Annotated in this window: 18 protein-coding genes; 10 read left to right on the top strand and 8 right to left on the bottom strand. The window is 73.9% G+C overall.

From position 1 onward, the window contains the following. Window positions 1–61 precede the first annotated feature (61 nt). Entirely contained in the window at window positions 62–1183 is a 1122-nt protein-coding gene (gene serC, locus IE248_RS27180) for a phosphoserine transaminase (protein WP_073799606.1), read from the bottom strand. 84 nt (window positions 1184–1267) lie between these two features. On the opposite strand from serC, the gene IE248_RS27175 reads away from it, so the two are divergent. Both IE248_RS27175 and IE248_RS27170 read left to right on the top strand, forming a co-directional pair. Beyond that, window positions 1268–4030 (top strand): FAD-binding and (Fe-S)-binding domain-containing protein, encoded by a 2763-nt coding sequence (locus IE248_RS27175; protein ID WP_373301629.1) that lies wholly within the window; start codon window positions 1268–1270, stop codon window positions 4028–4030. 9 nt (window positions 4031–4039) lie between these two features. Beyond that, window positions 4040–4978: an EamA family transporter gene (locus IE248_RS27170; protein WP_073775078.1), complete on the top strand. Its 939-nt coding sequence runs from the start codon at window positions 4040–4042 to the stop codon at window positions 4976–4978. Between the two features lie 76 nt (window positions 4979–5054). Here IE248_RS27170 and IE248_RS27165 read toward each other — a convergent pair whose 3' ends face one another. From IE248_RS27165 to IE248_RS27140, 6 genes are all read right to left on the bottom strand, one after another. Beyond that, a complete protein-coding gene (locus IE248_RS27165) occupies window positions 5055–6701 on the bottom strand; it encodes a CocE/NonD family hydrolase (RefSeq protein ID WP_190032001.1) in 1647 nt (548 codons plus the stop codon). Window positions 6702–6972: 271 nt separating this feature from the next. Then, a complete protein-coding gene (locus IE248_RS27160; RefSeq protein ID WP_190032000.1) occupies window positions 6973–8109 on the bottom strand; it encodes a hypothetical protein in 1137 nt (378 codons plus the stop codon). Further along, on the bottom strand, window positions 8106–8423 hold the full coding sequence (locus IE248_RS27155) for a helix-turn-helix transcriptional regulator (RefSeq protein ID WP_190031999.1): 318 nt from the start codon (window positions 8421–8423) through the stop codon (window positions 8106–8108). The genes IE248_RS27160 and IE248_RS27155 overlap by 4 nt, the downstream gene beginning before the upstream one ends. Next, window positions 8420–9172: a hypothetical protein gene (locus IE248_RS27150; protein ID WP_190031998.1), complete on the bottom strand. Its 753-nt coding sequence runs from the start codon at window positions 9170–9172 to the stop codon at window positions 8420–8422. The genes IE248_RS27155 and IE248_RS27150 overlap by 4 nt, the downstream gene beginning before the upstream one ends. After that, window positions 9169–9966 (bottom strand): hypothetical protein, encoded by a 798-nt coding sequence (locus IE248_RS27145; protein ID WP_190031997.1) that lies wholly within the window; start codon window positions 9964–9966, stop codon window positions 9169–9171. The genes IE248_RS27150 and IE248_RS27145 overlap by 4 nt, the downstream gene beginning before the upstream one ends. A gap of 137 nt (window positions 9967–10103) precedes the next feature. Beyond that, window positions 10104–10733, bottom strand: coding sequence for a Crp/Fnr family transcriptional regulator (locus tag IE248_RS27140; RefSeq protein ID WP_190031996.1), 630 nt, complete (start codon window positions 10731–10733; stop codon window positions 10104–10106). A 278-nt stretch (window positions 10734–11011) separates the two neighbouring features. On the opposite strand from IE248_RS27140, the gene IE248_RS27135 reads away from it, so the two are divergent. The 7 genes from IE248_RS27135 (at window position 11012) to IE248_RS27105 (ending at window position 19667) form a co-directional block, all read left to right on the top strand. Beyond that, window positions 11012–11812 (top strand): TIGR03084 family metal-binding protein, encoded by an 801-nt coding sequence (locus tag IE248_RS27135; protein WP_190031995.1) that lies wholly within the window; start codon window positions 11012–11014, stop codon window positions 11810–11812. A 68-nt stretch (window positions 11813–11880) separates the two neighbouring features. After that, window positions 11881–13566 carry an acyclic terpene utilization AtuA family protein gene (locus IE248_RS27130; RefSeq protein ID WP_229895566.1) on the top strand — a complete coding sequence of 562 codons (1686 nt, stop codon included), beginning with the start codon at window positions 11881–11883 and terminating at the stop codon, window positions 13564–13566. Next, entirely contained in the window at window positions 13563–15161 is a 1599-nt protein-coding gene (locus tag IE248_RS27125; protein ID WP_073775071.1) for an acyl-CoA carboxylase subunit beta, read from the top strand. Before IE248_RS27130 ends, IE248_RS27125 begins: the two co-directional genes overlap by 4 nt. 8 nt (window positions 15162–15169) lie before the next feature. Continuing rightward, on the top strand, window positions 15170–17116 hold the full coding sequence (locus tag IE248_RS27120) for an ATP-binding protein (RefSeq protein WP_190031994.1): 1947 nt from the start codon (window positions 15170–15172) through the stop codon (window positions 17114–17116). Then, entirely contained in the window at window positions 17113–18273 is a 1161-nt protein-coding gene (locus IE248_RS27115; protein ID WP_037797793.1) for an acyl-CoA dehydrogenase family protein, read from the top strand. Before IE248_RS27120 ends, IE248_RS27115 begins: the two co-directional genes overlap by 4 nt. Window positions 18274–18318: 45 nt before the next feature. Beyond that, on the top strand, window positions 18319–19056 hold the full coding sequence (locus IE248_RS27110; RefSeq protein ID WP_190031993.1) for an enoyl-CoA hydratase family protein: 738 nt from the start codon (window positions 18319–18321) through the stop codon (window positions 19054–19056). Continuing rightward, complete coding sequence (locus tag IE248_RS27105) at window positions 19044–19667, top strand: TetR/AcrR family transcriptional regulator (protein WP_190031992.1); 624 nt, start codon at window positions 19044–19046, stop codon at window positions 19665–19667. Before IE248_RS27110 ends, IE248_RS27105 begins: the two co-directional genes overlap by 13 nt. 95 nt (window positions 19668–19762) lie before the next feature. Here the strand turns inward: IE248_RS27105 and IE248_RS27100 are convergent, their stop codons facing one another. Next, window positions 19763–20869, bottom strand: a complete 1107-nt coding sequence (locus IE248_RS27100) for a citrate synthase 2 (RefSeq protein ID WP_037794287.1) — start codon at window positions 20867–20869, stop codon at window positions 19763–19765. Window positions 20870–21069: 200 nt separating this feature from the next. On the opposite strand from IE248_RS27100, the gene pdxH reads away from it, so the two are divergent. After that, the gene (pdxH, locus tag IE248_RS27095) at window positions 21070–21732 is read left to right on the top strand and encodes a pyridoxamine 5'-phosphate oxidase (RefSeq protein WP_229895558.1); all 663 of its coding nucleotides are present in this window, start codon (window positions 21070–21072) and stop codon (window positions 21730–21732) included. The last annotated feature ends 182 nt before the right edge of the window (window positions 21733–21914 follow it).

The following is a 21914-nucleotide window of genomic DNA, read 5'->3' as shown; positions in this document are numbered from 1 at the left end:
GGTCACCGGGGGCCTCGCGGGAGCGCCGTGCGGTCAGAGCTCCTTGATCAGAGCTTCTCGGTCAGAGCTTCTCGATGACGTGGTCGATGCAGGCGGTCAGCGCCTGCACGTCCGCCGGGTCGATCGCCGGGAACATCGCGATGCGGAGCTGGTTGCGGCCGAGCTTGCGGTACGGCTCGGTGTCCACGATGCCGTTGGCGCGCAGCACCTTGGCGATCGCGGCCGCGTCGATGTCGTCGGAGAAGTCGATCGTGCCGATGACGGCGGAGCGCTTGTCGGCGTCCACGACGAACGGGCTGGCGTACTTCGACGCCTCCGCCCAGCCGTACAGGTTCCGCGCGCTGGCCGCCGTACGTCCGGTCGCGAACTCCAGGCCGCCCTGGCCGTTCAGCCACTCCAGCTGCTCGTTCAGCAGGAAGAGGGTGGACAGCGCCGGGGTGTTGTACGTCTGGTTCTTCAGCGAGTTGTCGATCGCCGTCGGCAGCGAGAAGAACTCCGGGACGTGCCGGCTGCCGGAGGCGTGCACGCGGGCCGCGCGCTCCAGGGCCGCCGGGGAGAACGCCGCCAGCCACAGGCCGCCGTCGGAGGCGAAGGACTTCTGCGGGGCGAAGTAGTAGACGTCGGTCTCGGTGATGTCCACCGGCAGGCCGCCGGCGCCCGAGGTCGCGTCCACCAGAACGAGCGAACCGGCGTCGGCGCCCGCGACGCGCTCGATCGGCGCGGCGACACCCGTCGAGGTCTCGTTGTGGGTGTACGCGTACACGTCCACGCCCGCCTCGGCGACCGGGTCCGGGTGGGTGCCCGGCTCCGAGGAGATCACCGACGGCTCGTCCAGCCACGGCGCGAGCTTCGCGGCCTTGGCGAACTTGGAGGAGAACTCGCCGAACGTGAGGTGCTGGGACTTCCGCTCGATGAGACCGGCGGTCGCGACGTCCCAGAAGGCGGTGGAGCCGCCGTTGCCCAGGATCACCTCGTAACCCTCGGGGAGCGAGAAGAGGTCCCGGATGCCCTGGCGCACCGATCCGACCAGGTTCTTGACCGGGGCCTGGCGGTGTGAGGTTCCGAGCAGGGAGGTACCGGTGGCGGCGAGGGCGTCCAGCGCCTCGGTCCGCACCTTGGAGGGGCCCGCGCCGAAGCGTCCGTCGGCGGGCTTGATGTCAGCGGGAATCTGGATCTCAGCCACGAGCGGAGCGTATCGGGTCCCGGTCCACGCCTCGGAGGCGCGTCCACCCGGTGAGACGGGCCCGGCCGGTGGCAGGGTGGGCGGGTGACGTCACCCGGGGAACTCGAACGGACATTGCGGTCGCAGCTGCGCGGGGAGGTGGACTTCGGGGCCGCCGCACGGGCCCTCACCACGATGGACGCCTCGAACTACCGGCGCGTCCCGGCCGGGGTCGTCGCCCCGCGCGACGCCGGGGACGTCGCGGCCGCGCTGCGGATCTGCGCCGACGCCGGGTTCCCGGTCGTACCGCGCGGCGGCGGGACGTCCATCGCGGGCCAGGCCACGGGCGTCGGGGTGGTCCTGGACCTCACCCGGCACATGAACGCGCTGGTGTCGGTGGACCCGGTGGCGCGGACGGCCGTGGTGCAGCCGGGGCTGGTGCTCGACCGGCTGCGGGACGCGGTGCGCCCGTACGGGCTGGCCTTCGGGCCGGACCCCTCCACGCACGCGCGCTGCACCCTGGGCGGGATGATCGGCAACAACGCGTGCGGGGCGCACTCGGTGGCCTGGGGGACCACCGCCGACAACGTGACGGAGCTGGCGGTGACGGCGTACGGCGGCTCCTCGTACCGGCTCGGGACGGGCTGGGCGGGCGCGCCCGAGGGCCTGCGGGAACTGGTGGCGGGGAACCTGGCGGTGCTGCGCACGGGCCTGGCCGGCGGGTTCTCCCGGCGGATCTCCGGTTACGGCGGGCTGGACGCGCTGCTGCCGGAGCGGGGCGTGGGGGTGGCCCGGGCGTTCTGCGGGAGCGAGGGCACGCTGGGCGTGGTGACCGAGGCGGTGGTGCGCCTGGTGGAAGCGCCGCGCGCGCCGGTGCTCGCGGTGCTCGGGTACGCCGACGAGAGCGCGGCCGCCGACGCGGCGGCGGGGCTGCTCGGGGCCGGGCCGCTGACCGTGGAGGGCATGGCGCGGGACCTGGTGCCGGGCGCGGCGGCGGCCGGGCCGCTGCCGCGCGGGGACGCCTGGCTGTTCGTGGAGATGCGGGACGAGGGCGCCGCGCGCTCCCTCGTACGGGGCGCCGACGCCGCCCACTCCCTGCTGGTGACGGACCCGGCGGGGCAGCGGGCGCTGTGGCGGATCCGGGAGGACGCGGCGGGCACGGCGACGCGGACCCCCGACGGGGGGATGGCCTGGCCGGGGTGGGAGGACTGCGCGGTCCCGCCGGCCCGGCTCGGGGCGTACCTGCGGGAGTTCCGCGCCCTGCTGGCGGCGCACGGGCTGCGCGGGACGCCGTACGGGCACTTCGGCGAGGGCTGCGTGCACGTACGGATCGACTTCGACCTGGTGACCCCGGCGGGGATCGCCCGCTTCCGGAGCTTCTCGGGGGAGCTCGCCGACCTGGTCGTCTCCCACGGGGGCTCCCTGTCGGGGGAGCACGGCGACGGGCAGGCGCGGGCGGAACTCCTGCCCCGGATGTACGGGCCGGAGGTGATCGCACTCTTCGGCGCGTACAAGGACGTGTGGGACCCGGCGGGCGGCATGAACCCGGGGATGCTGGTCCGCCCGGCCCGTCTGGACGAGAACCTGCGCTTCGCGGCGCTGCCGCCGGGCGGCGGGGAGCTGTCGCACGGGGTGGCGCGGTGCGTCGGGGTCGCGAAGTGCCGGTCCACGGAGGTGGGCGGTCCGGGGGTGATGTGCCCGTCGTACCGGGCGACGGGGGAGGAGCTGCACTCCACGCGGGGCCGGGCGAGGCTGCTGCACGAGATGCTGGCGGGCGAGGTCGTCACGGACGGCTGGCGCTCGCGGGAGGTCGCCGAGGCGCTGGACCTGTGCCTGTCCTGCAAGGGCTGCCGCAGCGACTGCCCGGTGGGGGTGGACATGGCCGCGTACAAGGCGGAGTTCCTGCACCACCACTGGTCGGGCCGGATCCGCCCGCCGGCCCACTACCTGCTGGGCGGCCTGCCGCGGCTGCTCCGCACGGTCGCGCTGCTGCGGGCGGCGGCCCCGCTGAACGCCGCCGCCCGCCGCCTCCCGCCCCCGGGCCTGACCCGCGACCGCCCGCTGCCACCCCTGGCCCGCACCCCGTTCACCCGCTGGTGGCGCTCGCGCGCCGGGGAAAGCCGCCCGCAGGGCCCGGGAGCCACCGCCGTCACCCTCTGGCCCGACACCTTCACCGAGTACCTCTCCCCGCACACCGGCCGGGCGGCCGTCCGCGTGCTGGAGGCCGCCGGCCTGGACGTCACCGTCCCGCGGGGCCCCGTCTGCTGCGGGCTGACCTACGTCTCCACCGGCCGCCTCGACCGCGCCCGCACCGTCCTGCGCCGCACGCTCACCCGCCTCGAAGGCGCCCCCGACCGCCCCGTCGTCGTCCTCGAACCCAGCTGCGCCGCAGCCCTGCGCACCGACCTGCCCGCCCTCCTGCCCGACGACCCCCGCGCCCACCGCCTCGCCGCCGCCGTCCGCACCTTCGCCGAGGCCCTGGAGCAGTACGCCCCGCACTGGCGGCCGCCGCGCCTGGACCGGCCGGTCGCCGGGCAGACCCACTGCCACCAGCACGCCGTCCTCGGCGACGCCGCCGACCGCCGGCTGCGCGAGCGCGCCGGCCTGACCGGCGAGCTCAGCGGCGGCTGCTGCGGCCTCGCGGGCAACTTCGGCTTCGAGCCGGGCCACCACGCCGTCTCGGTGGCGTGCGCGCGGGAGCAGCTCCTGCCCTCCCTCGACGCGGCGCGCGACAGCGGGCCCGCGATCCTCGCCGACGGTTTCTCCTGCCGGACGCAGATCGCGCAGCTCTCCCAGTACCGGGCCCACCACCTGGCGGAACTCCTGGCCGACGGCCTCCCGATCGAGGGGCCCGCGGACAGCCCTTAGTCTGGACAAATGCCCGCACCTTCCCCGTCCCCGACGCACACCGCCACCGCAGCCCGGGCCACCGGAGCCGGCGGCAGCGCCCGCCCCTCCCCGCTGGGCCCGGTCGCGCTGGTGGTCTCGGCGGGGATCTCGGTGCAGTTCGGCGCCGCCCTCGCGGTCATGGTGATGCCCCGCGTCGGCGCCGCCGGCGTCGTCACGCTGCGCCTCGCCGCCGCGGCCGTCGTCCTCCTGCTGATCTGCCGCCCCAAGGTGCGCGGGTACTCCCGCTCGGACTGGACCACCGTCGTCTGGTTCGGCGTGACCATGGCCGGCATGAACGGCCTCTTCTACCAGGCCATCGACCGCATCCCGCTCGGCCCGGCCGTGACCCTGGAGGTCCTCGGCCCGCTGGCGCTCTCCGTCGCCGTCTCCCGCCGCCTGGTCAATCTGCTCTGGGCCGGTCTGGCCCTGGCCGGGGTGGTCCTGCTGTCCACGCACGGCGGCGGCGGCTTCGGCGGCCTGGACCCCCTCGGCGCCGCCCTCGCCCTGGGCGCGGGCGGGATGTGGGCGGCGTACATCGTCTTCAGCGCCCGCACCGGCCGCCGCTTCCCCCAGGCGGACGGCCTCGCCCTGGCCATGGCGGTGGCGGCGCTCCTGTCCCTCCCGCTGGGCGTGCTCGAAGCCGGCTCCGACCTGCTGCTCCCCGGCACCCTGGCCCTCGGCGTCGGCGTGGCGGTGCTGTCGTCCGTCCTCCCGTACACCCTGGAGCTGCTCGCCCTGCGGCGCCTGCCGGCCCCGACCTTCGCGATCCTGATGAGCCTGGAACCGGCGATCGCCGCCGCGGCCGGCTTCCTCGTCCTCCACCAGGCCATGTCCGGCCTGGACGCGCTGGCGATCGCCCTGGTGATCGCGGCCAGCATGGGAGCGGTCCGCTCCCAGACCCGCCGCCGGCGCGCGCCGGACGCCTGACACCCACGTGCCCCCGACCCCCGCCCGCCCGGCCGTGGGGGTCCGGCCGGGCGGGCGGGTGGGGGCGGGCCGCCGGTCAGCCTCCCAGCGGCAGCTCCAGGCAGCTCGGCGTCGCCTCCGGCGAGGTGAACGCCAGGGTCGCGCGGGGCAGGTTGGCGTCCCCGTAGAACGGGTCGAGCGCGTCGAGCACCAGCAGCAGGCGGTGCCCGCGCGGGACGTCGTAGGCCGTGGCCTGGAGTTCGAGGTCCGCGCCGACCAGGCGGTCCGGCTCGGGGCCGCGGTCGGTGTACGGGGCGTGCGTGACGATGTGCGCCGAGCCGTCGGGCGCCTGGTCGAAGAGGTACGCGACGAAGCTGGAGCCCGGGTTCGCGGCCCGGTAGGTGACCCGCAGCCGCGGTGTTCCGCGCAGCCGGGTGGTCTCCTCCACCGGCGGCGTGGCCCACACGGCCGCGACGGTGCGGTCGATGTCACGGGCCGGGTAGCGCTTCGGGCGCCCGGCCATCTCCGCGTACCCGGCCCGCACGATCGCGTCGGCGACGGCCGCCGGGGTGTCGACGCCGCACAGCACGGGCGTGCTCCAGCCGGCCTCGGGGCGGCCCGCGAGCTCCCCGCCGGAGCCGAGGTAGAGGCGGCGGATCCCCTCGGTGAGCGAGTGCCAGCCGGGGCGCGGCTCCAGGGCCCGGCTCCACATGACCTCGCCGATCACCTGGCCCTCGTCGGCGATGCCGGTGCCGATGCCGCGCAGGTGCTGGTCGAACCAGCGGTGGGCGTCCGTCCAGATCCGGTTGGGCAGGCCGAGCAGGCCGGACATCTCGGGGCCGCAGTGGTCGCCGATGGAGTAGTCGAGGCGCTTGGGGCCGGTGAGCTCGTTGAACATCTTGAGCGTCTGGTTGCCGGGGAAGAGCGTCTCGTGCCAGGCGTGCGAGAAGAACACCGGCACCTGCCTCCGGTTGAGCTCCTTGACGTGGCTGAAGGGCGAGCGCTTCTCCGCCCAGCGCAGGGTGCCCTGGACGTCCCGGTCGGTGAGGACGTTCTCGAACACGCTGCGCGTCTGCGGGCTCAGCCGCGCCCGCGCGGCCGCGTCGAGCAGTGCCCGCACGGCGGCGGTGCGGCGGGTGGAGTTCTCGTAGAACACCTCCCCGAGGTCGCCCCAGGTGCTGAGCGCCACGACGGCGTCGACGCGGGTGTCGTGCGCGGCGACGAGCTGGCTGATGCCGGAGCCGTACGAGGCCCCGAGGAAGCCGACCCTGGTGACCTGGCCGGCGCAGCGCTCGATGAGGTGGTCCAGGGCGCGGCTGCCGTCGGCGACGTCGAGCGGACCCGCGACGTCGACCTCGCCGAGCGAGCCGGCGAACCCGCGGGCGGTGTAGGCGAGCACGTCGTAGCCGCGGGCCGCGAAGAGGGTGGCCTGCACGGCGTACGAGAGCCAGCCGAGGTCCGTCCACGGCGAGGGCATCACGATCACGGCCCGCGGCTCGGGCCCGGTGTGCCGCCACAGCGCGGCGTCCAGCAGGTCCCCGTCGGCGCCGGTGACCTTGCCGCGGCTGAAGACGGCGACGGACCGGAACTCCTCGACCTCCGCGGCCCGCGCGGGGGAGAGCCCGCGCGCTTCACCGGTTTCGAGGGCGGCGGCGTAGGCGGTGAGGGCGGCCGCGTCGAGCTCGGGGTACAGCGAGACGGGCGGGAGCGGTGCGGGAGAGCGGGTGAAATCGGCTGAGGCCACGTCAGTTCATCCTCTGCGTCGAGTGACATGAACGTGTGCGCGCTCTGGGCCCGGAGCGGAGCCTTCAGTATCGGCGCGCCACCGACCCCGTTCCCCGCCTTCCCGCCGCACGTCCGAATCCACCCCCGCCCACCCGAAGCCCCGCCGCCCACCCGGGCCTGCCCGAAGCGGGTGCGCCGCTTCCGCCGTGCCACCTCGGGCCGGTTGCCCGAGGTGGCGAGAAAGGACCAGGGGCCGGACCGACCAGCGGCCCGGCCCCCTGGCGCACCGGTCAGCTGAGGGTGCGGGCGCGTCGCTCCCACGCGTCGATGCGGGCGATGACGGTGCCGACCTCCTTGAGCGCGGCGGCGATGTCCTTGGCGGGCCCGCGCAGTTCCCTGCTCATCCCGATCATCGACTTGATCGCCGTGCCGAAGGCCTTGACGCCTTCCATGGCCTGCCGGGTGCCTTCAGCTGTGCCGATCAGTCCGCTGATGAACTCGTCGTCGCTGTCACTGCGTTCGCCCGGCGGAATGGCTTGGTGGAAGTCCAGGGCGGCGTTCACCGCGGTGTCGACCTCGCTCATTCGCTCCGCGAACCGCTTCGCACTGTCCTTGAGGTCCGCGGCCGGTTCGCTGATGGCCGAGGCGTACTTCATCAGCAGCGGCATCCGGGCGCTGAGCGGGAAGCCCGGCTGGTTGGCGCGTTCCATCTCCGGGGTGGACTCCTGGGTGGCCGCCGCGATGCGGGCGAGCGCCTCCGCCATGGCGTCAGCGTCACCGGTGAGGGCGTCCATCTGCTCTTCGATCGCGACGAACCGGTCAATGAGCCCCGGGGCGTCCTCGTCCGCCGGCTCGTCTTCGGGGCCCTCGTCCACCGCTTCGGGCGGGATCTGCTTCCCTTGGAGGATCCTCGCGGGGGTCAGCAGGTCGAAGCCGTTGTGGATGCCCTCGTACAGGGCCTTCTCCAGGTTCCTGCGCGCCTCGATGAGGCCATTGCGGGAGCGCGTGAAACGGATGGTGCGGATCGGGGAGATGTCGAAGGGGAGCTGCCCGTTCTCCCCGATGTGGATCGCGGGCTTTCCGATGGCGTGGCGGAGACCGAGTTCGTACATGACGTTGGCGTTGCCCCCGCCCACGTCGGCGATGACGATGTCGGCCATGAGGACGTGACGGCAGATCTGCTCGGTGATCTCCCCGGCGCCGGCGAGCTCGTCGGCCCGTACCGGGGCGATGCCGAACCGCGCGCAGGCCGGGCGGATCACCTTCTCGAAGACTTCGAGAGCGGACTCGTATGCCGTCGCGGCCGCGGTACCGGGAACGGCGAGGTCGTCGCCGATCGGGCCGATGACGAAGCAGCTGAAGGCGCGGTCCTGGCCGTCGGCGGCCGCGGCGGTGGCGGTGGTGGCCTCGGTGGTGGTGGCGGTCATGCGCGGTACTCCTTGTCGTGGTGGGCGGTGTGCGTGGCTTCGGCGGCGTGGTCGGCGTAGTCGGCTCCGGCCTCCAAGTCGACGGCGTATACGGGCCTCTCCTCGATGCCGAGGGCGCGCAGGACGAAGGACGTGGGGATGCAGTAGCGGCGCCCGAGCCGGAGTACCGGGCACGGGAACTGCCCCAGGCGGATCAGCTTGTAGGCGGTGCCCGGGCATACACCGAAGGCCCTCGCGGCGGTACGGAGATCCATGCTCAGCGGGAGGTCGAAGGCCTCCGCGAACGACAGAGGGGGGCCTTTTCGTTCACTCATCGGCGTTCTCCGGCCGGCCGCAGGGACAGGGTTCCGATCAGAGTTCCCTCACCGGGCCGCCGGGCCCGGTGGACGATTTCCCGCAGGCCCAGCCCCTGGGCCAGCGCGCCCAGCCGCTCGCCTTCGATCTGGGCGGGCGAGGCGGTGAACCGGATCGAGGCGGACAGCCCGTCCGCACGGGCGGGCGGGTCGATCCCCAGCTCCCAGCCGTGCTCCGGCTCGGCGGGCATGGCGCTCGGGTCGTGGGCGAGGCGGGCGGCCGCGATCGCGGCGATGTCGGCCACGCATGTCTGTCCGGCGGACTGCGCGGCCAGGGCCCATGCCCGTCGGCGAGCGGCGCCGGTCAGCGTGTCGGCGAGGTCCGGCTTCTCCGGGTCGACGCTGGCCAGTTGTTCGAGCAGTCCCAGTACTGCCTCCGCCTGGACGTCGGCCGGGTCGGCTCCGAAGCGGGCCGCGGCCCTGTGCACCGTGCGGTACAGGCGCGGCAGTGCCAGCCAGATGGCCAGCAACTGCCAGGGTCCGGTGGCCGATGTCTCCCGCTGGGCGGCCGAGACTGCTTGCCGCCAGACGGCACCACGCAGCCGCTCGTCCGTTTCGGGTCCGTACAGCACCTCCCTGGCCTCCGTCGGCGTCAGCCTCAAGGTGCCGTGGTCGGCTTTGGTCACGACGAGGGTGGGAGGCTCGGGCGGTAACGCGGCGAGGTGCCTTGCAATGGCGTCGCAGAGCCGGGTTTCCGGGACCTGTGTCATGCGCCTACCCCCCGACCCGGGGCGAGCGGGCGCAGTGCGTCCGCTGCTTCCTCGCAGGCCTGCGCGAGGTGCTTGAGGGACAGGGCGTAGTCGAAGTGGCCGCAGGACAGCGGGAGCGGCTTCGGCCGGAGGGTGCGGGGAGCGGCCGGAGCGGGCCCGAGGCGCAGAAGGTCCCCGGAAGGGCGGGGAACGTACACCCATGCGGGCTGCGCGAAGCGCTTGCCGGGTACGGTCGCCTCCACCGCGATGCAACGGGCGGGGTGCAGGGCCGTGTAACCCCCCAGCACCACGTCCTCGAAGACGCGCTGGGAGATGATCGCGGCCACGTGGGTGGCCTCCGGATCCGCCTCCTTGAGGGCCTGTTTGACGGGTGTGGAGTCCAGTAGCCGATGCGTGTCGTTCCGTGCGGTCCCGTTGCCGTCGCCCGGCGCCCCGGAGTCCGGCAGCGGGCCGAGGTGGATGGCGACACGCAGGCGTACACGTGGCCCCGGCGAGGTGGCGTTGTGCCGGACGAGGTCCTGTTCCAGGACGTCGAGGTAGGGGGAGAGGACCGAGGGGAGAGAGCGGGTGTCGAAGCCGAAGACGATTCCGTCGCCCGTGTTCGCGGGGAAGCGTTTGGTGTCCCACAGCTCGCCGAGTCCTGCCGTCACGAGCGAGCGGTGCACGATCTGCTCGATCAGTGCACTGACCGGCGCGTGGTGTACGGCCGCCAGATCGGTGAAACCCACGAAGTCGAATCCGAGGATGCCCAGGGGAGCGGGCAGAGCGGCGTGTTCAGGCCGCGGTTCGGGCATGGCGAAGCTCCTGCCGCAGAGGGATGGTGGTGGGGACCGCGAGAGCGGCCGATTCCGAGCATGCGCGTGCTTCACCGAGGCCAGTGGATACAAATATCCCCTCGGAGTGTGAAGGCGGTCACGCGCGGGTGGAGGGGTCAGGTGATGGGCTCGCCGGCCAGGATCCGCAGCGCTCTCAGATCGTTGACGCTGATCACGCGACGTCCTACCTCCACCGTTCCGGATGCCTTCCATGCCTTCAGGGCCGACTTGACGGCGATGTGGGAAGCCCCGATGGCTCTGGCGAGTTCTTCCTGCGTCCAGCCGGTGATCTGGCCGCAGGGGGTGGAGAAGTCGACGAAGCGCAAGAGGAAGCGCGCCAGCCGGGTCTTCACCGGAAGGCTCCACTGCTCGCTGTGGGCGATGTCCTGTTCGTGCTGCCTCGCCAGCGTGTGGCGGTAGAGCGCGCAGGCGAGCTCATGCCGCTCGATGCGGCGCAGGAACGTGTCCGACCGCACGAGGACCGTCGTGCAGGGGCCGACGGCGAACACGTGGGCGTTGCGCAGGGCGCCGTGGACCACGGCCATTTCCCCGAGCAGCGAACCGGGGCCGCGATGCGCCAGCCAGAGCTCTGTTCCATCTGCCCTGCCGAGCACCACGCGTGCGACGCCGCTGGTGAGGAGCAGGACATGGGTCCCGTCGTCGCCTTGACGCAGCATCTGTTCGCGCGGCCTGAAGGGCCGGCGGATCCCGTCGCTCTGCAGCTCCGCGAATGCGCTTGTGGTCACGACGCGCCTGTTCCCCCTGCCTTGACGGGGACCTCCCGGTCCCCCTGGCGAGAGGTATGTCCGGCGCGGAGCGGACCCATGCCCGGGGTCACCGGGATGAGCGAAGACGTGGGGCAAAACCGGTGGCCGCGGCCCTGGCCAAGTCAACTTCCGTGCAGGGAAGGGCTGTTGTGGCAGATCTTGCCGTGCCGTCCTTTTTTCTAAAACAATGCAAGCATGCTTGATTGTTTTGGGCCCGGCTGTCAGTGTTCCCCTCACGCCGAGAAGGGGAGCGCACCGTGCCCGATCCGTCCGCCGTCGCCGTGTTCGCCGATCTCCGGGAGGAGGGGAGCGAACTCGAAGCGCTGGTAAGGGAGTTGACCGCGTCGGAATGGGCCGCGGCCACGCCCGCCTCCGGGTGGAGCATCGCCCACCAGATCGCCCACCTGCACTGGACCGACCGGGCCGCGCTGCTGTCGCTCACCGATCCCGCCGGCTTCGGGCGCATGGCCCGGGAGGCGGTGGCCGCGCCCGAGAGCTTCGTCGACGAAGGTGCCGCCGAGGGGGCCCGGCTGGCGCCCGCCGAGCTGCTCGCCCGCTGGCGGGAGACCCGTACCGTCCTCGACGGGGCGCTCGCCGTCGCCTCGCCCGACACGCGTTTCCCCTGGTACGGGCCGCCGATGAAGGCCGCCTCGATGGCCAGCGCCCGGCTGATGGAGACCTGGGCGCACGGCCAGGACGTCGCCGACGCGCTGGGGGTGCGCCGTGCGCCCACGGCCCGGCTGCGGCACGTGGCGCGGATCGGGGTGCGGGCCCGGGACTACGCCTACGCGGTACGGGGCCTGCCGGCGCCCGCCGCCGAGTTCCGGATCGAGCTGACCGCCCCCGACGGGAGCGGGAGCTGGGCGTACGGCCCGGCGGAGGCGGCCGAGCGGGTCACCGGCCCCGCGCTCGACTTCTGCCTGCTGGTGACGCAGCGGGCCCACCGCGCCGACCTGGCCCTGACGGCCACCGGCCCGGAAGCGGACCGCTGGCTGGACATCGCCCAGGCCTTCGCGGGCCCGGCGGGCCCCGGCCGCGCCCCGGGGGCCTCCCGGTGACCCGGCGGCCCCTGATCATCGGCAACGCCTCGGGGTTCTACGGGGACCGCGCCGCCGCCCTGCGCGAGATGCTGACCGGTGGCCCGCTGGACGTCCTGACCGGCGACTACCTGGCCGAGCTGACCATGCTGATCCTCGGCCGCGACCGGCTGAAGAACCCGGGGCTCGGCTACGCCAAGACCTTCCCGCGCCAGCTGGAGGAGTGCCTCGGGCTCGCGCACGAGCGGGGCGTACGGATCGTCACGAACGCGGGCGGCCTGAACCCGGCGGGCCTGGCGGACGCGGTCCGGGCCCTCGCGGCGAAGCTGGGCATCCCCGCCTCGGTGGCCCATGTGGAGGGCGACGACCTGATGCCCTACGAGGACGGGGCGCTGACGGCGAACGCGTACCTCGGCGGGGCCGGGATCACGGCCTGCCTGCGGGCGGGCGCGGACATCGTGGTGACCGGCCGGGTCACCGACGCCGCGCTGGTCAGCGGCCCGGCGGCGTGGTGGTTCGACTGGGCCCCCGACGACTGGGACCGGCTCGCGGGCGCGGTGGTCGCGGGCCACGTCCTGGAGTGCGGGACCCAGGCCACCGGCGGCAACTACTCCTTCTTCACCCGGCACGACGTCCGCGCGCCGGGATTCCCGCTGGCCGAGGTCTGCGAGGACGGCTCCTCGGTCGTCACCAAGCACCCCGGCACCGGCGGGGTGGTCTCCGTCGGCACGGTCACGGCCCAGCTCCTGTACGAGACGCAGGGCGTCCGGTACCTCGGCCCGGACGTGACGGCCCGGCTGGACACGGTGCGGCTGCTGTCGGTCGGGGCGGACCGGGTCGGGATCTCGGGGGTCCGCGGGGAGGCCCCGCCCGGGACGCTCAAGGTGGGCGTGACCCGGATCGGCGGGTGGCGCAACGAGGTGGTGTTCGTCCTGACGGGGCTGGACATCGAGGCCAAGGAGGAGCTGGTACGGGCGCAGCTGGCGGACGCGCTGCGGGACGTCGCGGAGGTGGACTGGACGCTGGCCCGGACGGACCACGAGGACGCGGCGACGCAGGAGACGTCGAGCGCGCTGCTGCGGCTGGTGGTGCGGGATCCGTCCCCCGACCCCGTCGGCCGGAGCCTCACCGCGGCCGCGATCGAGCTGGCGCTCGCCAGCTATCCGGGCTTCCACGTGACGGCCGCGCCGGGGCCGGCCCAGCCGTACGGCGTCTTCACCTCGGCCGAGGTCCCGGCCGCGTCCGTCCCCCACACGGCGGTGCTCCCCAACGGCACCCGCCTGCCGGTCCCCCCGGCCCTCGCGGTGCCGCCGTCCCTCGCGGTCCCCCCGGCCCTCGCGGCACCGCCGCCGTCGCCGGCCCCGCCGTCGCCGCCCCCGACGGCCCCGCCGGCCCCACCCGGACCGACGGGGCCGACGGGGCCGACCAGGCGCGGGCCGCTCGGGGCGCTGGTGGGGGCGCGCAGCGGGGACAAGGGAGGGGACGCCAACGTCGGCGTGTGGGTCGAGAGCGACGCGGCATGGGCCTGGCTGCACGCCACCCTCACCGTCGACGCCTTCCAGGCCCTGCTCCCCGAGACGGCCGGCCTTCCCGTCGCCCGCCACGTCCTTCCCCACCTCCGCGCCCTCAACTTCACCGTCCCCGGCCTGCTCGGCGACGGCGTCGCCTCCGGCCACCGCTTCGACCCCCAGGCCAAGGCCCTCGGCGAATGGCTGCGCGCCCGCCACACGGACATCCCCGTCGCCCTCCTCCCGGCCCCGGAGGCCACCCCATGACCCGTCTCGGCACCGCCGTCGACCCCCTCGCCCCCGAGTACGCCGAGGCCCGCGCCACCGCGCTCGAACGTCTCGACGGGCTCGCCGCCGAACACCACAAGGCCCTGGCAGGCGGCGGCGAGAAGTACACCGCCCGCCACAAGACCCGCGGCAAACTCCTCGCCCGGGAACGGGTGGAGCTGCTCCTCGACCCCGACACCCCGTTCCTGGAGCTGTCCCCCCTCGCGGCCTGGGGCAGTGACTATCCCGTCGGCGCGTCCATGGTCACCGGCATCGGGACCGTCGAGGGCGTCGAGTGCCTGGTCACCGCCAACGACCCGACCGTCCGGGGCGGCGCCTCCAACCCCTGGACCCTCAAGAAGGCGCTGCGGGCCAACGAGATCGCCCGCCAGAACCGGCTCCCCTGCATCAGCCTCGTCGAGTCCGGCGGCGCCGACCTCCCCTCCCAGAAGGAGATCTTCATCCCGGGCGGGGCCGTGTTCCGCGATCTGACGCGGCTCTCGGCCGCCGGGATCCCCACCGTCGCCGTCGTCTTCGGCAACTCCACCGCCGGAGGCGCGTACATCCCGGGGATGTCCGACCACACCATCATGATCAAGGACCGTTCCAAGGTGTTCCTCGGCGGTCCGCCGCTCGTCAAGATGGCCACCGGTGAGGAGAGCGACGACGAGTCCCTCGGCGGGGCCGACATGCACGCCCGCTCCTCCGGTCTCGCCGACTACTACGCCCTCGACGAGTACGACGCCATCCGCCAGGCCCGCCGGGTCGTCGCCCGCCTCAACCACCGCAAGCCGCAGGCCGCCCCGCCGCGCGCCGAGGAGCCGGCGTACGACCCCGAGGAGCTCCTCGGCATCGTCCCCGCCGACCTCAAGACCCCCTTCGACCCGCGCGAGGTCATCGCCCGCCTCGTCGACGCCTCCGACTTCGACGAGTTCAAGCCCCTCTACGGCACCAGCCTGGTCACCGGCTGGGCCACCCTGCACGGGTATCCCGTCGGCATCCTCGCCAACGCCCAGGGGGTGCTGTTCAGCGCCGAGTCGCAGAAGGCCGCCCAGTTCATCCAGCTCGCCAACCAGCGCGACATCCCGCTGCTCTTCCTCCACAACACCACCGGCTACATGGTCGGCAAGGAGTACGAGCAGGGCGGCATCATCAAGCACGGCTCGATGATGATCAACGCGGTCTCCAACTCCCGCGTCCCGCACCTGTCCGTCCTCATCGGCGCCAGCTACGGCGCCGGCCACTACGGCATGTGCGGGCGGGCCTACGAGCCCCGGTTCCTGTTCGCGTGGCCCAGCGCCAAGTCCGCCGTCATGGGCCCCCAGCAGCTCGCCGGGGTGCTCTCCATCGTCGCCCGGCAGTCCGCCGAGGCGAAGGGGCTGCCCTACGACGAGGAGGCCGACGCCGGGATGCGCGCCTTCGTCGAGGCGCAGATCGAGTCCGAGTCCCTGCCGATGTTCCTGTCCGGGCGGCTGTACGACGACGGGGTCATCGACCCGCGTGACACCCGTACCGTCCTCGGCCTGTGCCTGTCGGCCGTCCACAATGCCCCCGTCGAGGGCGCCCGCGGCGGCTTCGGCGTCTTCCGGATGTGAGCCCGCACATGACGAACCTGACTTCCCTCCTGGTGGCCAACCGCGGCGAGATCGCGGTACGGATCTTCCGTACCGCCCGGGCCCTCGGCCTCGCCACCGTCGCCGTCCACTCCGACCCGGACGCCGACGCCCTGCACGTACGGGACGCCGACGCCGCCGTACGGCTCCCCGGCGCCGCCCCCGCCGACACCTACCTGCGCGGCGACCTGATCATCGCGGCCGCCCTCGCGGCGGGCGCCGACGCCGTCCACCCCGGCTACGGGTTCCTGTCCGAGAACGCCGGCTTCGCCCGGGCCGTCGAGGACGCGGGCCTCACCTGGATCGGCCCGCCCCCCGACGCGATCGAGGCCATGGCCTCCAAGACCCGCGCCAAGGAACTCGTGCGCGCCGCCGGGGTCCCGCTCCTCGACCCCGTCGACCCGGCGACCGCCACCGCCGCCGACCTGCCCCTGCTCCTCAAGGCCGCCGCGGGCGGCGGCGGCCGCGGCATGCGCGTCGTACGCGACCTCGACGCGCTGAAGGAGGAGCTGGAGGCCGCGTCCGCCGAGGCCCGCTCCGCGTTCGGCGACGGGGAGGTCTTCGCGGAGCCCTACGTCGAGCGCGGCCGCCACGTCGAGGTGCAGATCCTCGCCGACGCCCACGGCACCGTCTGGGCGCTCGGCACCCGCGACTGCTCCCTCCAGCGGCGCCACCAGAAGGTCATCGAGGAGGCCCCGGCGCCCGGCCTCCCGGACGCCCTGCGCGAGAGCCTCCACCAGGCCGCCACGGCCGCCGCCCGCGCCGTCTCCTACCGGGGCGCCGGCACCGTCGAATTCCTCGTCACCGCCGACGGCCGCCCGTACTTCCTGGAGATGAACACCCGCCTCCAGGTGGAACACCCCGTCACCGAGGCCGTCTTCGGCCTCGACCTCGTCGCCCTCCAGCTGCGCGTGGCCGAGGGCGCGGCGCTGCCCCCGGCGCCGCCCGAGCCCGGCGGGCACGCCGTCGAGGCCCGCCTCTACGCCGAGGACCCCGCCCGGGACTGGCGCCCGCAGACCGGCGTCCTGCGCACCCTCGCCGTCCCCGGCCGGGTCCGCGTGGACACCGGCTTCGCCGACGGGGACACCGTCGGCATCCACTACGACCCCATGCTCGCCAAGGTCATCGCCCACGCCCCGACCCGCGCCGAGGCCGTCCGCGCCCTCGCCCGGGCCCTCGCCGAAGCCCGGATCCACGGGCTGACCACCAACCGCGAACTCCTCGTACGGTCCCTGCGGCACCCGGAGTTCGCCGCCGCCCGCCTCGACACCGGCTTCTACGACCGCCACCTCGCCGCCCTCACCGAGGACACCCCGGACACCGCGCGCGCCCTCGCCCTCGCCGCGCTCGCCGCCGCCCTCGCCGACGCCGCCCCGGCCCCGGACGCCCCGCTCGCCACCCGCCTCGGCGGCTGGCGCAACGTGCCGTCGCAGCCGCAGACCCGCTCCTACCGGTCGGGCGAGACCACCTACGAGATCCGCTACCACCCCGCCCGCAGCGGGCCCCCGGTCCCCGTCGACCAGCCCGGTGTGCGCGTCCTGGCCACCGGACCCGCTCTCGTCACCCTCGAAGTCGACGGGATCCGGCGGATGTTCCACGTGAAACACGAATCGAACAGCCCCGAGGTCCACGTCGATTCGGCGCTCGGCGCCCACACCCTGACCCGGCTGCCCCGGTTCGCCGACCCCCAGGACCGCACCGCGCCCGGCTCGCTGCTCGCCCCCATGCCCGGCACCGTCGTCCGTGTCGCCGAGGGCCTCGCCCCCGGCAGCCCCGTCACCGCCGGGCAGCCCCTGCTCTGGCTGGAGGCCATGAAGATGGAGCACCGCATCGTCTCGCCCGCCTCCGGCACGCTCACCGCGCTCCACGCCGCCACCGGCCGCCAGGTCGAGTTCGGCGCCCTGCTCGCCGTCGTCCAGGAGGAAACGCCCGCATGAGCTCCGTCGTCGAAACCGAAGAGCACAAGGCCCTGCGTACCGCCGTCGCCGCCCTCGGGCAGCGCTACGGCCGTGACTACCTCGCCCGCGTCGCCCGCGAGGGCGGCCACCCCGACGAGCTGTGGGCCGACGCGGCCAAGCTCGGCTACCTGGGGGTCAACCTCCCCGAGGAGTACGGCGGCGGAGGCGGCGGCATCGCCGAACTCTCCATCGTCCTCGAAGAACTTGGCGCCGCCGGCTGCCCCCTGCTGATGATGGTCGTCTCACCCGCCATCTGCGGCACGGTCATCGCCCGCTTCGGCACCGAGGCCCAGAAGCGGGCCTGGCTCCCCGGCCTCGCCGACGGCAGCCGCACCATGGCCTTCGGCATCACCGAGCCCGATGCGGGCTCCAACTCCCACCGCATCACCACCACCGCCCGCCGCGACGGCGAGGAGTGGGTCCTCACCGGCCGCAAGGTCTTCATCTCCGGCGTGGACATCGCCGACGCCACCCTCATCGTCGGCCGCACCGAGGACGCCAGGACCGGCAGCCTCAAGCCCTGCCTGTTCATCGTCGACCGCGACACCCCCGGCTTCTCCCGCTCCGTCATAGAAATGGAGCTCCAGGCGGCGGAGAAGCAGTTCGAGCTCGTCCTCGACGAGGTCCGGCTGCCCGCCGGTGCGCTGGTCGGCGACGAGGACGCGGGCCTCCTCCAGCTGTTCGCCGGACTCAACCCCGAGCGCATCATGACCGCCGCGTTCGCCATCGGCATGGGCCGCCACGCCCTCGCCAAGGCCGTCGACTACGCGAAGACCCGCCAGGTGTGGAAGGAGGCCATCGGCGCCCACCAGGCCATCGCCCACCCCCTCGCGGCCGCCCACATCGAGCTGGAACTGGCCCGCCTGATGATGCAGAAGGCCGCCCATCTCTACGACGCCGGCGACGACATGGGCGCGGGCGAGGCCGCGAACATGGCCAAGTACGCTGCCGCCGAGGCCTGCGTGAAGGCGGTGGACCAGTCCGTCCACACGCTGGGCGGCAACGGCCTCACCCGCGAATACGGTCTGGCCTCCCTCATCACCGCCTCGCGGGTGTCCCGCATCGCCCCCGTCAGCCGCGAGATGATCCTCAACTTCGTCTCGCACCAGACCCTGGGACTCCCCAAGTCCTACTAGGGCGCGCGCACCGCGTCACCCGCCCCACCTCCGGAGGAGAACGGCATGTCCCCGCTCGTCGGCGCAGTGCTCACGCACGGCGTCACCACTCTCACGCTCGACTCCCCGGCCAACCGCAACGCACTCTCCGCGGCCCTGGTCGGGGAGGTGCGGGCGGCCCTCGCCGCGGCGGGCGCGGACCCGGCCGTGCGGGCGGTCGTCCTCACCCACACCGGCAACACCTTCTGTGCCGGGGCCGACCTCAAGTCCCCCTGCGACCCGGCCGACTTCCTGGCCCTGCTCCGGGAGATCGCCGAACTGCCCAAGCCCGTCGTCGCCCGCGTCACCGGCCACGTCTGCGCGGGCGGCCTCGGCCTGCTCGGCGCCTGCGACATCGCCGCCGCCGGGCCCGCGTCCACGTACGCCTTCACCGAGACCCACCTGGGCGTCGTCCCGGCCGTGATCTCCGCACCGCTGCTGCCCCGCCTGGACCCGCGCGCCGCCGCCCGGTACTTCCTGACCGCGGAGGCCTTCGACGCGGCCGAGGCGACCCGCATCGGCCTGCTCACCCTGCACGGCGAGGACGTGGACCAGGCCCTCGCACCCGTCCTCGCCGGCCTGCGCAAGGCCGGCCCGCAGGCCCTCGCCGAGACCAAGCGGCTGGTCACCGCCCCCGTACGGGCCGCCCTCGACCGGGACGGCGCCGCCCTGACGGAGCTGTCCGCCCGCCACTTCGCCTCCGACGAGGCCCGCGAGGGCATCGGCGCCCGCTTCGCGCGCCGGGATCCGTCATGGGCGCTGTGAGCGGCCCCGGCACCGAGACCCCCTCCAGGGCCGCCGCCGGACCCAAGCAGGCCCGCAGCCGGGTCACCCGCCGCCACCTCCTGGAGGCGGCCGTCTCCTGCCTCGCCGAACAGGGCTGGGCCGGCTCCACAGTCGCCGTCGTCGCCGAACGCGCCGGCGTCTCGCGCGGGGCCGCCCAGTACCACTTCCCGACCCGCGAGGACCTCTTCACCGCCGCCGTCGCCTACGTCGCCGAGGAACGCTCCGCCGCGCTGCGCGAGCTCTTCCACGCGGGCCCCGCCCCGCGCCTGGCGGTCGTCGAGGCCCTGGTCGACCTCTACACCGGCACCCTCTTCCGCGCCGCCCTGCAACTGTGGGTCGCCGCCTCCAACGAGGACCAGCTGCGCCCCCAGGTCACCGAACTCGAAGCCCGGGTCGGCCGCGAGACCCACCGCATCGCCGTGGAACTCCTCGGCGCGGACGAGTCCGCACCGGGCGTACGGGAGACCGTGCAGGGCCTGCTCGACATGGCCCGCGGTCTCGGCCTGGCCAACGTCCTCACCGACGACACGGCCCGCCGCGCCCGCGTCGTCGCCCAGTGGTCCCGCATCCTGGACGCCGCCCTGGGCTGAGCGCGGCGCACACCGGGCACGCCGGGCACACCGGGCACGCGGAAGGCGCCGCACCCCGCCGTGGGGGTGCGGCGCCTTCCGCGCGCTCAGGCCGTTCAGGCCGTCGCGGCGATGTCCTCGTAACCGGCGATCTCCCGCGGGTTGCGCACCCCCGGTCCGATGTACCGCGCCGACGGCCGCACCAGGCGGCCCGTGCGCTTCTGCTCCAGGATGTGCGCCGACCAGCCGGCGGTCCGGGCGCAGGTGAACATCGAGGTGAACATGTGCGCCGGGACCTCCGCGAAGTCCAGCATGATCGCGGCCCAGAACTCCACGTTCGTCGCGAGCACCCGGTCGGGACGGCGCGCGTGCAGCTCCTCCAGCGCGGCCTTCTCCAGCGCGGCCGCCACCTCGTAGCGCGGTGCGTCCAGCTCCTTGGCGGTGCGCCGCAGCACGCGCGCACGGGGGTCCTCGGCGCGGTACACGCGGTGCCCGAAGCCCATCAGCCGCTCGCCCTTGTCCAGGGCCTTCTTCACGTACGCCACGGCGTCGCCGGTGCGCTCGATCTCCTCGATCATGCCGAGCACGCGGGACGGCGCGCCGCCGTGCAGCGGCCCGGACATGGCGCCGACGGCACCCGACAGGGCGGCGGCGACGTCCGCGCCGGTCGAGGCGATCACCCGGGCGGTGAACGTCGAGGCGTTCATGCCGTGCTCGGCGGCCGAGGTCCAGTACGCGTCGACGGCCTTGACGTGCCTCGGGTCCGGCTCGCCCCGCCAGCGGATCATGAACCGCTCGACGACCGACTCGGCCTTGTCGATCTCCTTCTGCGGAACCATCGGCAGGCCCTGCCCGCGCGCGGACTGGGCGACGTACGACAGCGCCATCACGGCCGCGCGCGCCAGGTCGTCGCGGGCGGTCCGCTCGTCGATGTCGAGCAGCGGTTTCAGGCCCCACACGGGGGCGAGCATCGCGAGCGCGGACTGCACGTCGACGCGGATGTCCCCGGAGTGCACGGGGATCGGGAAGGGCTCGGCGGCGGGCAGGCCGGGGTTGAACGCGCCGTCGACCAGCAGACCCCACACGTTCCCGAAGGACACGTGCCCGACGAGGTCCTCGATGTCGACGCCGCGATAGCGCAGCGATCCGCCTTCCTTGTCCGGTTCGGCGATCTCGGTTTCGAACGCGACGACCCCTTCGAGCCCGGGTACGAAGTCGGACATCAGGCGGCTCCTCAGATAGTGCGAACACGCGCGGCTCCCGGCGTGATTCGCGGTCCGGCGCGGTCATCCCCGTTGATGCCCGGCACGGCCGTCGGTGACCCCTCGGGGGCCCCTCGGACCGGCCCCAAGATTTTGGCGGTTCCCGATGGCGTGCGGAAGCGTGACATACGGCACACTGCCGGGCGCCGTCCTGCGGCAGGATGACCGGGGTGACCCATCAGGACCTTGATCCCGCCCTCATGCGCAAGCAGTACCGCTCGGAAATCGTCGCCGAGGAATCCCTCGAAGACGACCCCATGCGGCAATTCACCCGGTGGTTCCAGCAGGCGGCCAACGCGCACCTCTTCGAACCGAACGCGATGATCGTCTCGACCGCGACCTCCGACGGCCGGCCCAGCTCCCGCACGGTGCTGCTGAAGCAGTTCGACGACCGGGGCTTCGTCTTCTACACCAACTACGGCTCCCGCAAGGGCCGCGAGCTCGCGGAGAACCCGTACGTCTCGCTGCTCTTCCCCTGGCACCCCATCGCCCGCCAGGTCATCGTCACCGGCACGGCCTCCCGTACCGGCCGCGACGAGACGGCGGCCTACTTCCGCTCCCGCCCGCACGGCTCCCAGCTGGGCGCCTGGGCCAGCGAGCAGTCCCGGGTGATCGCCTCCCGCGCCGCGCTGGACCGCCGCTACGCGGAGCTGGAGGAGCGCTACCCGGAGGGCGAGCAGGTGCCGGTCCCGCCGGAGTGGGGCGGCTACCGCGTCGTCCCCGACGCCGTGGAGTTCTGGCAGGGCCACGAGAACCGGCTGCACGACCGGCTGCGCTACGTCAGCGAGGGCGGGAAGTGGCGCGTGGAGCGTCTCTGCCCGTAGTCGACGGGCGGGGCCCGCGCGGGCGTCCCGGGGGCCGGGCATCCGGGCGTCCGGCCGGGGCCGGAACGCAGGCGACCCGCGGGCTCTGGTTCCTCTCCTGCAGTGAGAGGAGCCGGCCGGACGTACCGGCGAGCCCGCGGGTCGGGTGACTGCTTGGGATTGGCGCCTGGCGATCCCGCCGG

It is taken from the genome of Streptomyces goshikiensis (assembly GCF_014650555.1).
GTDB classification, from domain to species: domain Bacteria; phylum Actinomycetota; class Actinomycetes; order Streptomycetales; family Streptomycetaceae; genus Streptomyces; species Streptomyces goshikiensis.
The sequence above is the reverse complement of the archived record's forward strand: the minus strand, read 5'-3'. Positions and strand labels throughout refer to the sequence as shown.

What these genes read in the sequence shown, in the direction of transcription:
- IE248_RS27105 (WP_190031992.1), top strand. Translation starts at nt 19,044, where the DNA reads ATGGGCGCTGTGAGCGGCCCCGGCACCGAGACCCCCTCCAGGGCCGCC.
- IE248_RS27145 (WP_190031997.1), bottom strand. Translation starts at nt 9,966, where the DNA reads ATGCCCGAACCGCGGCCTGAACACGCCGCTCTGCCCGCTCCCCTGGGC.
- IE248_RS27125 (WP_073775071.1), top strand. Translation starts at nt 13,563, where the DNA reads ATGACCCGTCTCGGCACCGCCGTCGACCCCCTCGCCCCCGAGTACGCC.
- IE248_RS27155 (WP_190031999.1), bottom strand. Translation starts at nt 8,423, where the DNA reads ATGAGTGAACGAAAAGGCCCCCCTCTGTCGTTCGCGGAGGCCTTCGAC.
- IE248_RS27170 (WP_073775078.1), top strand. Translation starts at nt 4,040, where the DNA reads ATGCCCGCACCTTCCCCGTCCCCGACGCACACCGCCACCGCAGCCCGG.
- IE248_RS27115 (WP_037797793.1), top strand. Translation starts at nt 17,113, where the DNA reads ATGAGCTCCGTCGTCGAAACCGAAGAGCACAAGGCCCTGCGTACCGCC.
- IE248_RS27120 (WP_190031994.1), top strand. Translation starts at nt 15,170, where the DNA reads ATGACGAACCTGACTTCCCTCCTGGTGGCCAACCGCGGCGAGATCGCG.
- IE248_RS27100 (WP_037794287.1), bottom strand. Translation starts at nt 20,869, where the DNA reads ATGTCCGACTTCGTACCCGGGCTCGAAGGGGTCGTCGCGTTCGAAACC.
- IE248_RS27110 (WP_190031993.1), top strand. Translation starts at nt 18,319, where the DNA reads ATGTCCCCGCTCGTCGGCGCAGTGCTCACGCACGGCGTCACCACTCTC.
- IE248_RS27150 (WP_190031998.1), bottom strand. Translation starts at nt 9,172, where the DNA reads ATGACACAGGTCCCGGAAACCCGGCTCTGCGACGCCATTGCAAGGCAC.
- IE248_RS27130 (WP_229895566.1), top strand. Translation starts at nt 11,881, where the DNA reads ATGCTGACCGGTGGCCCGCTGGACGTCCTGACCGGCGACTACCTGGCC.
- pdxH (WP_229895558.1), top strand. Translation starts at nt 21,070, where the DNA reads ATGACCGGGGTGACCCATCAGGACCTTGATCCCGCCCTCATGCGCAAG.
- IE248_RS27160 (WP_190032000.1), bottom strand. Translation starts at nt 8,109, where the DNA reads ATGACCGCCACCACCACCGAGGCCACCACCGCCACCGCCGCGGCCGCC.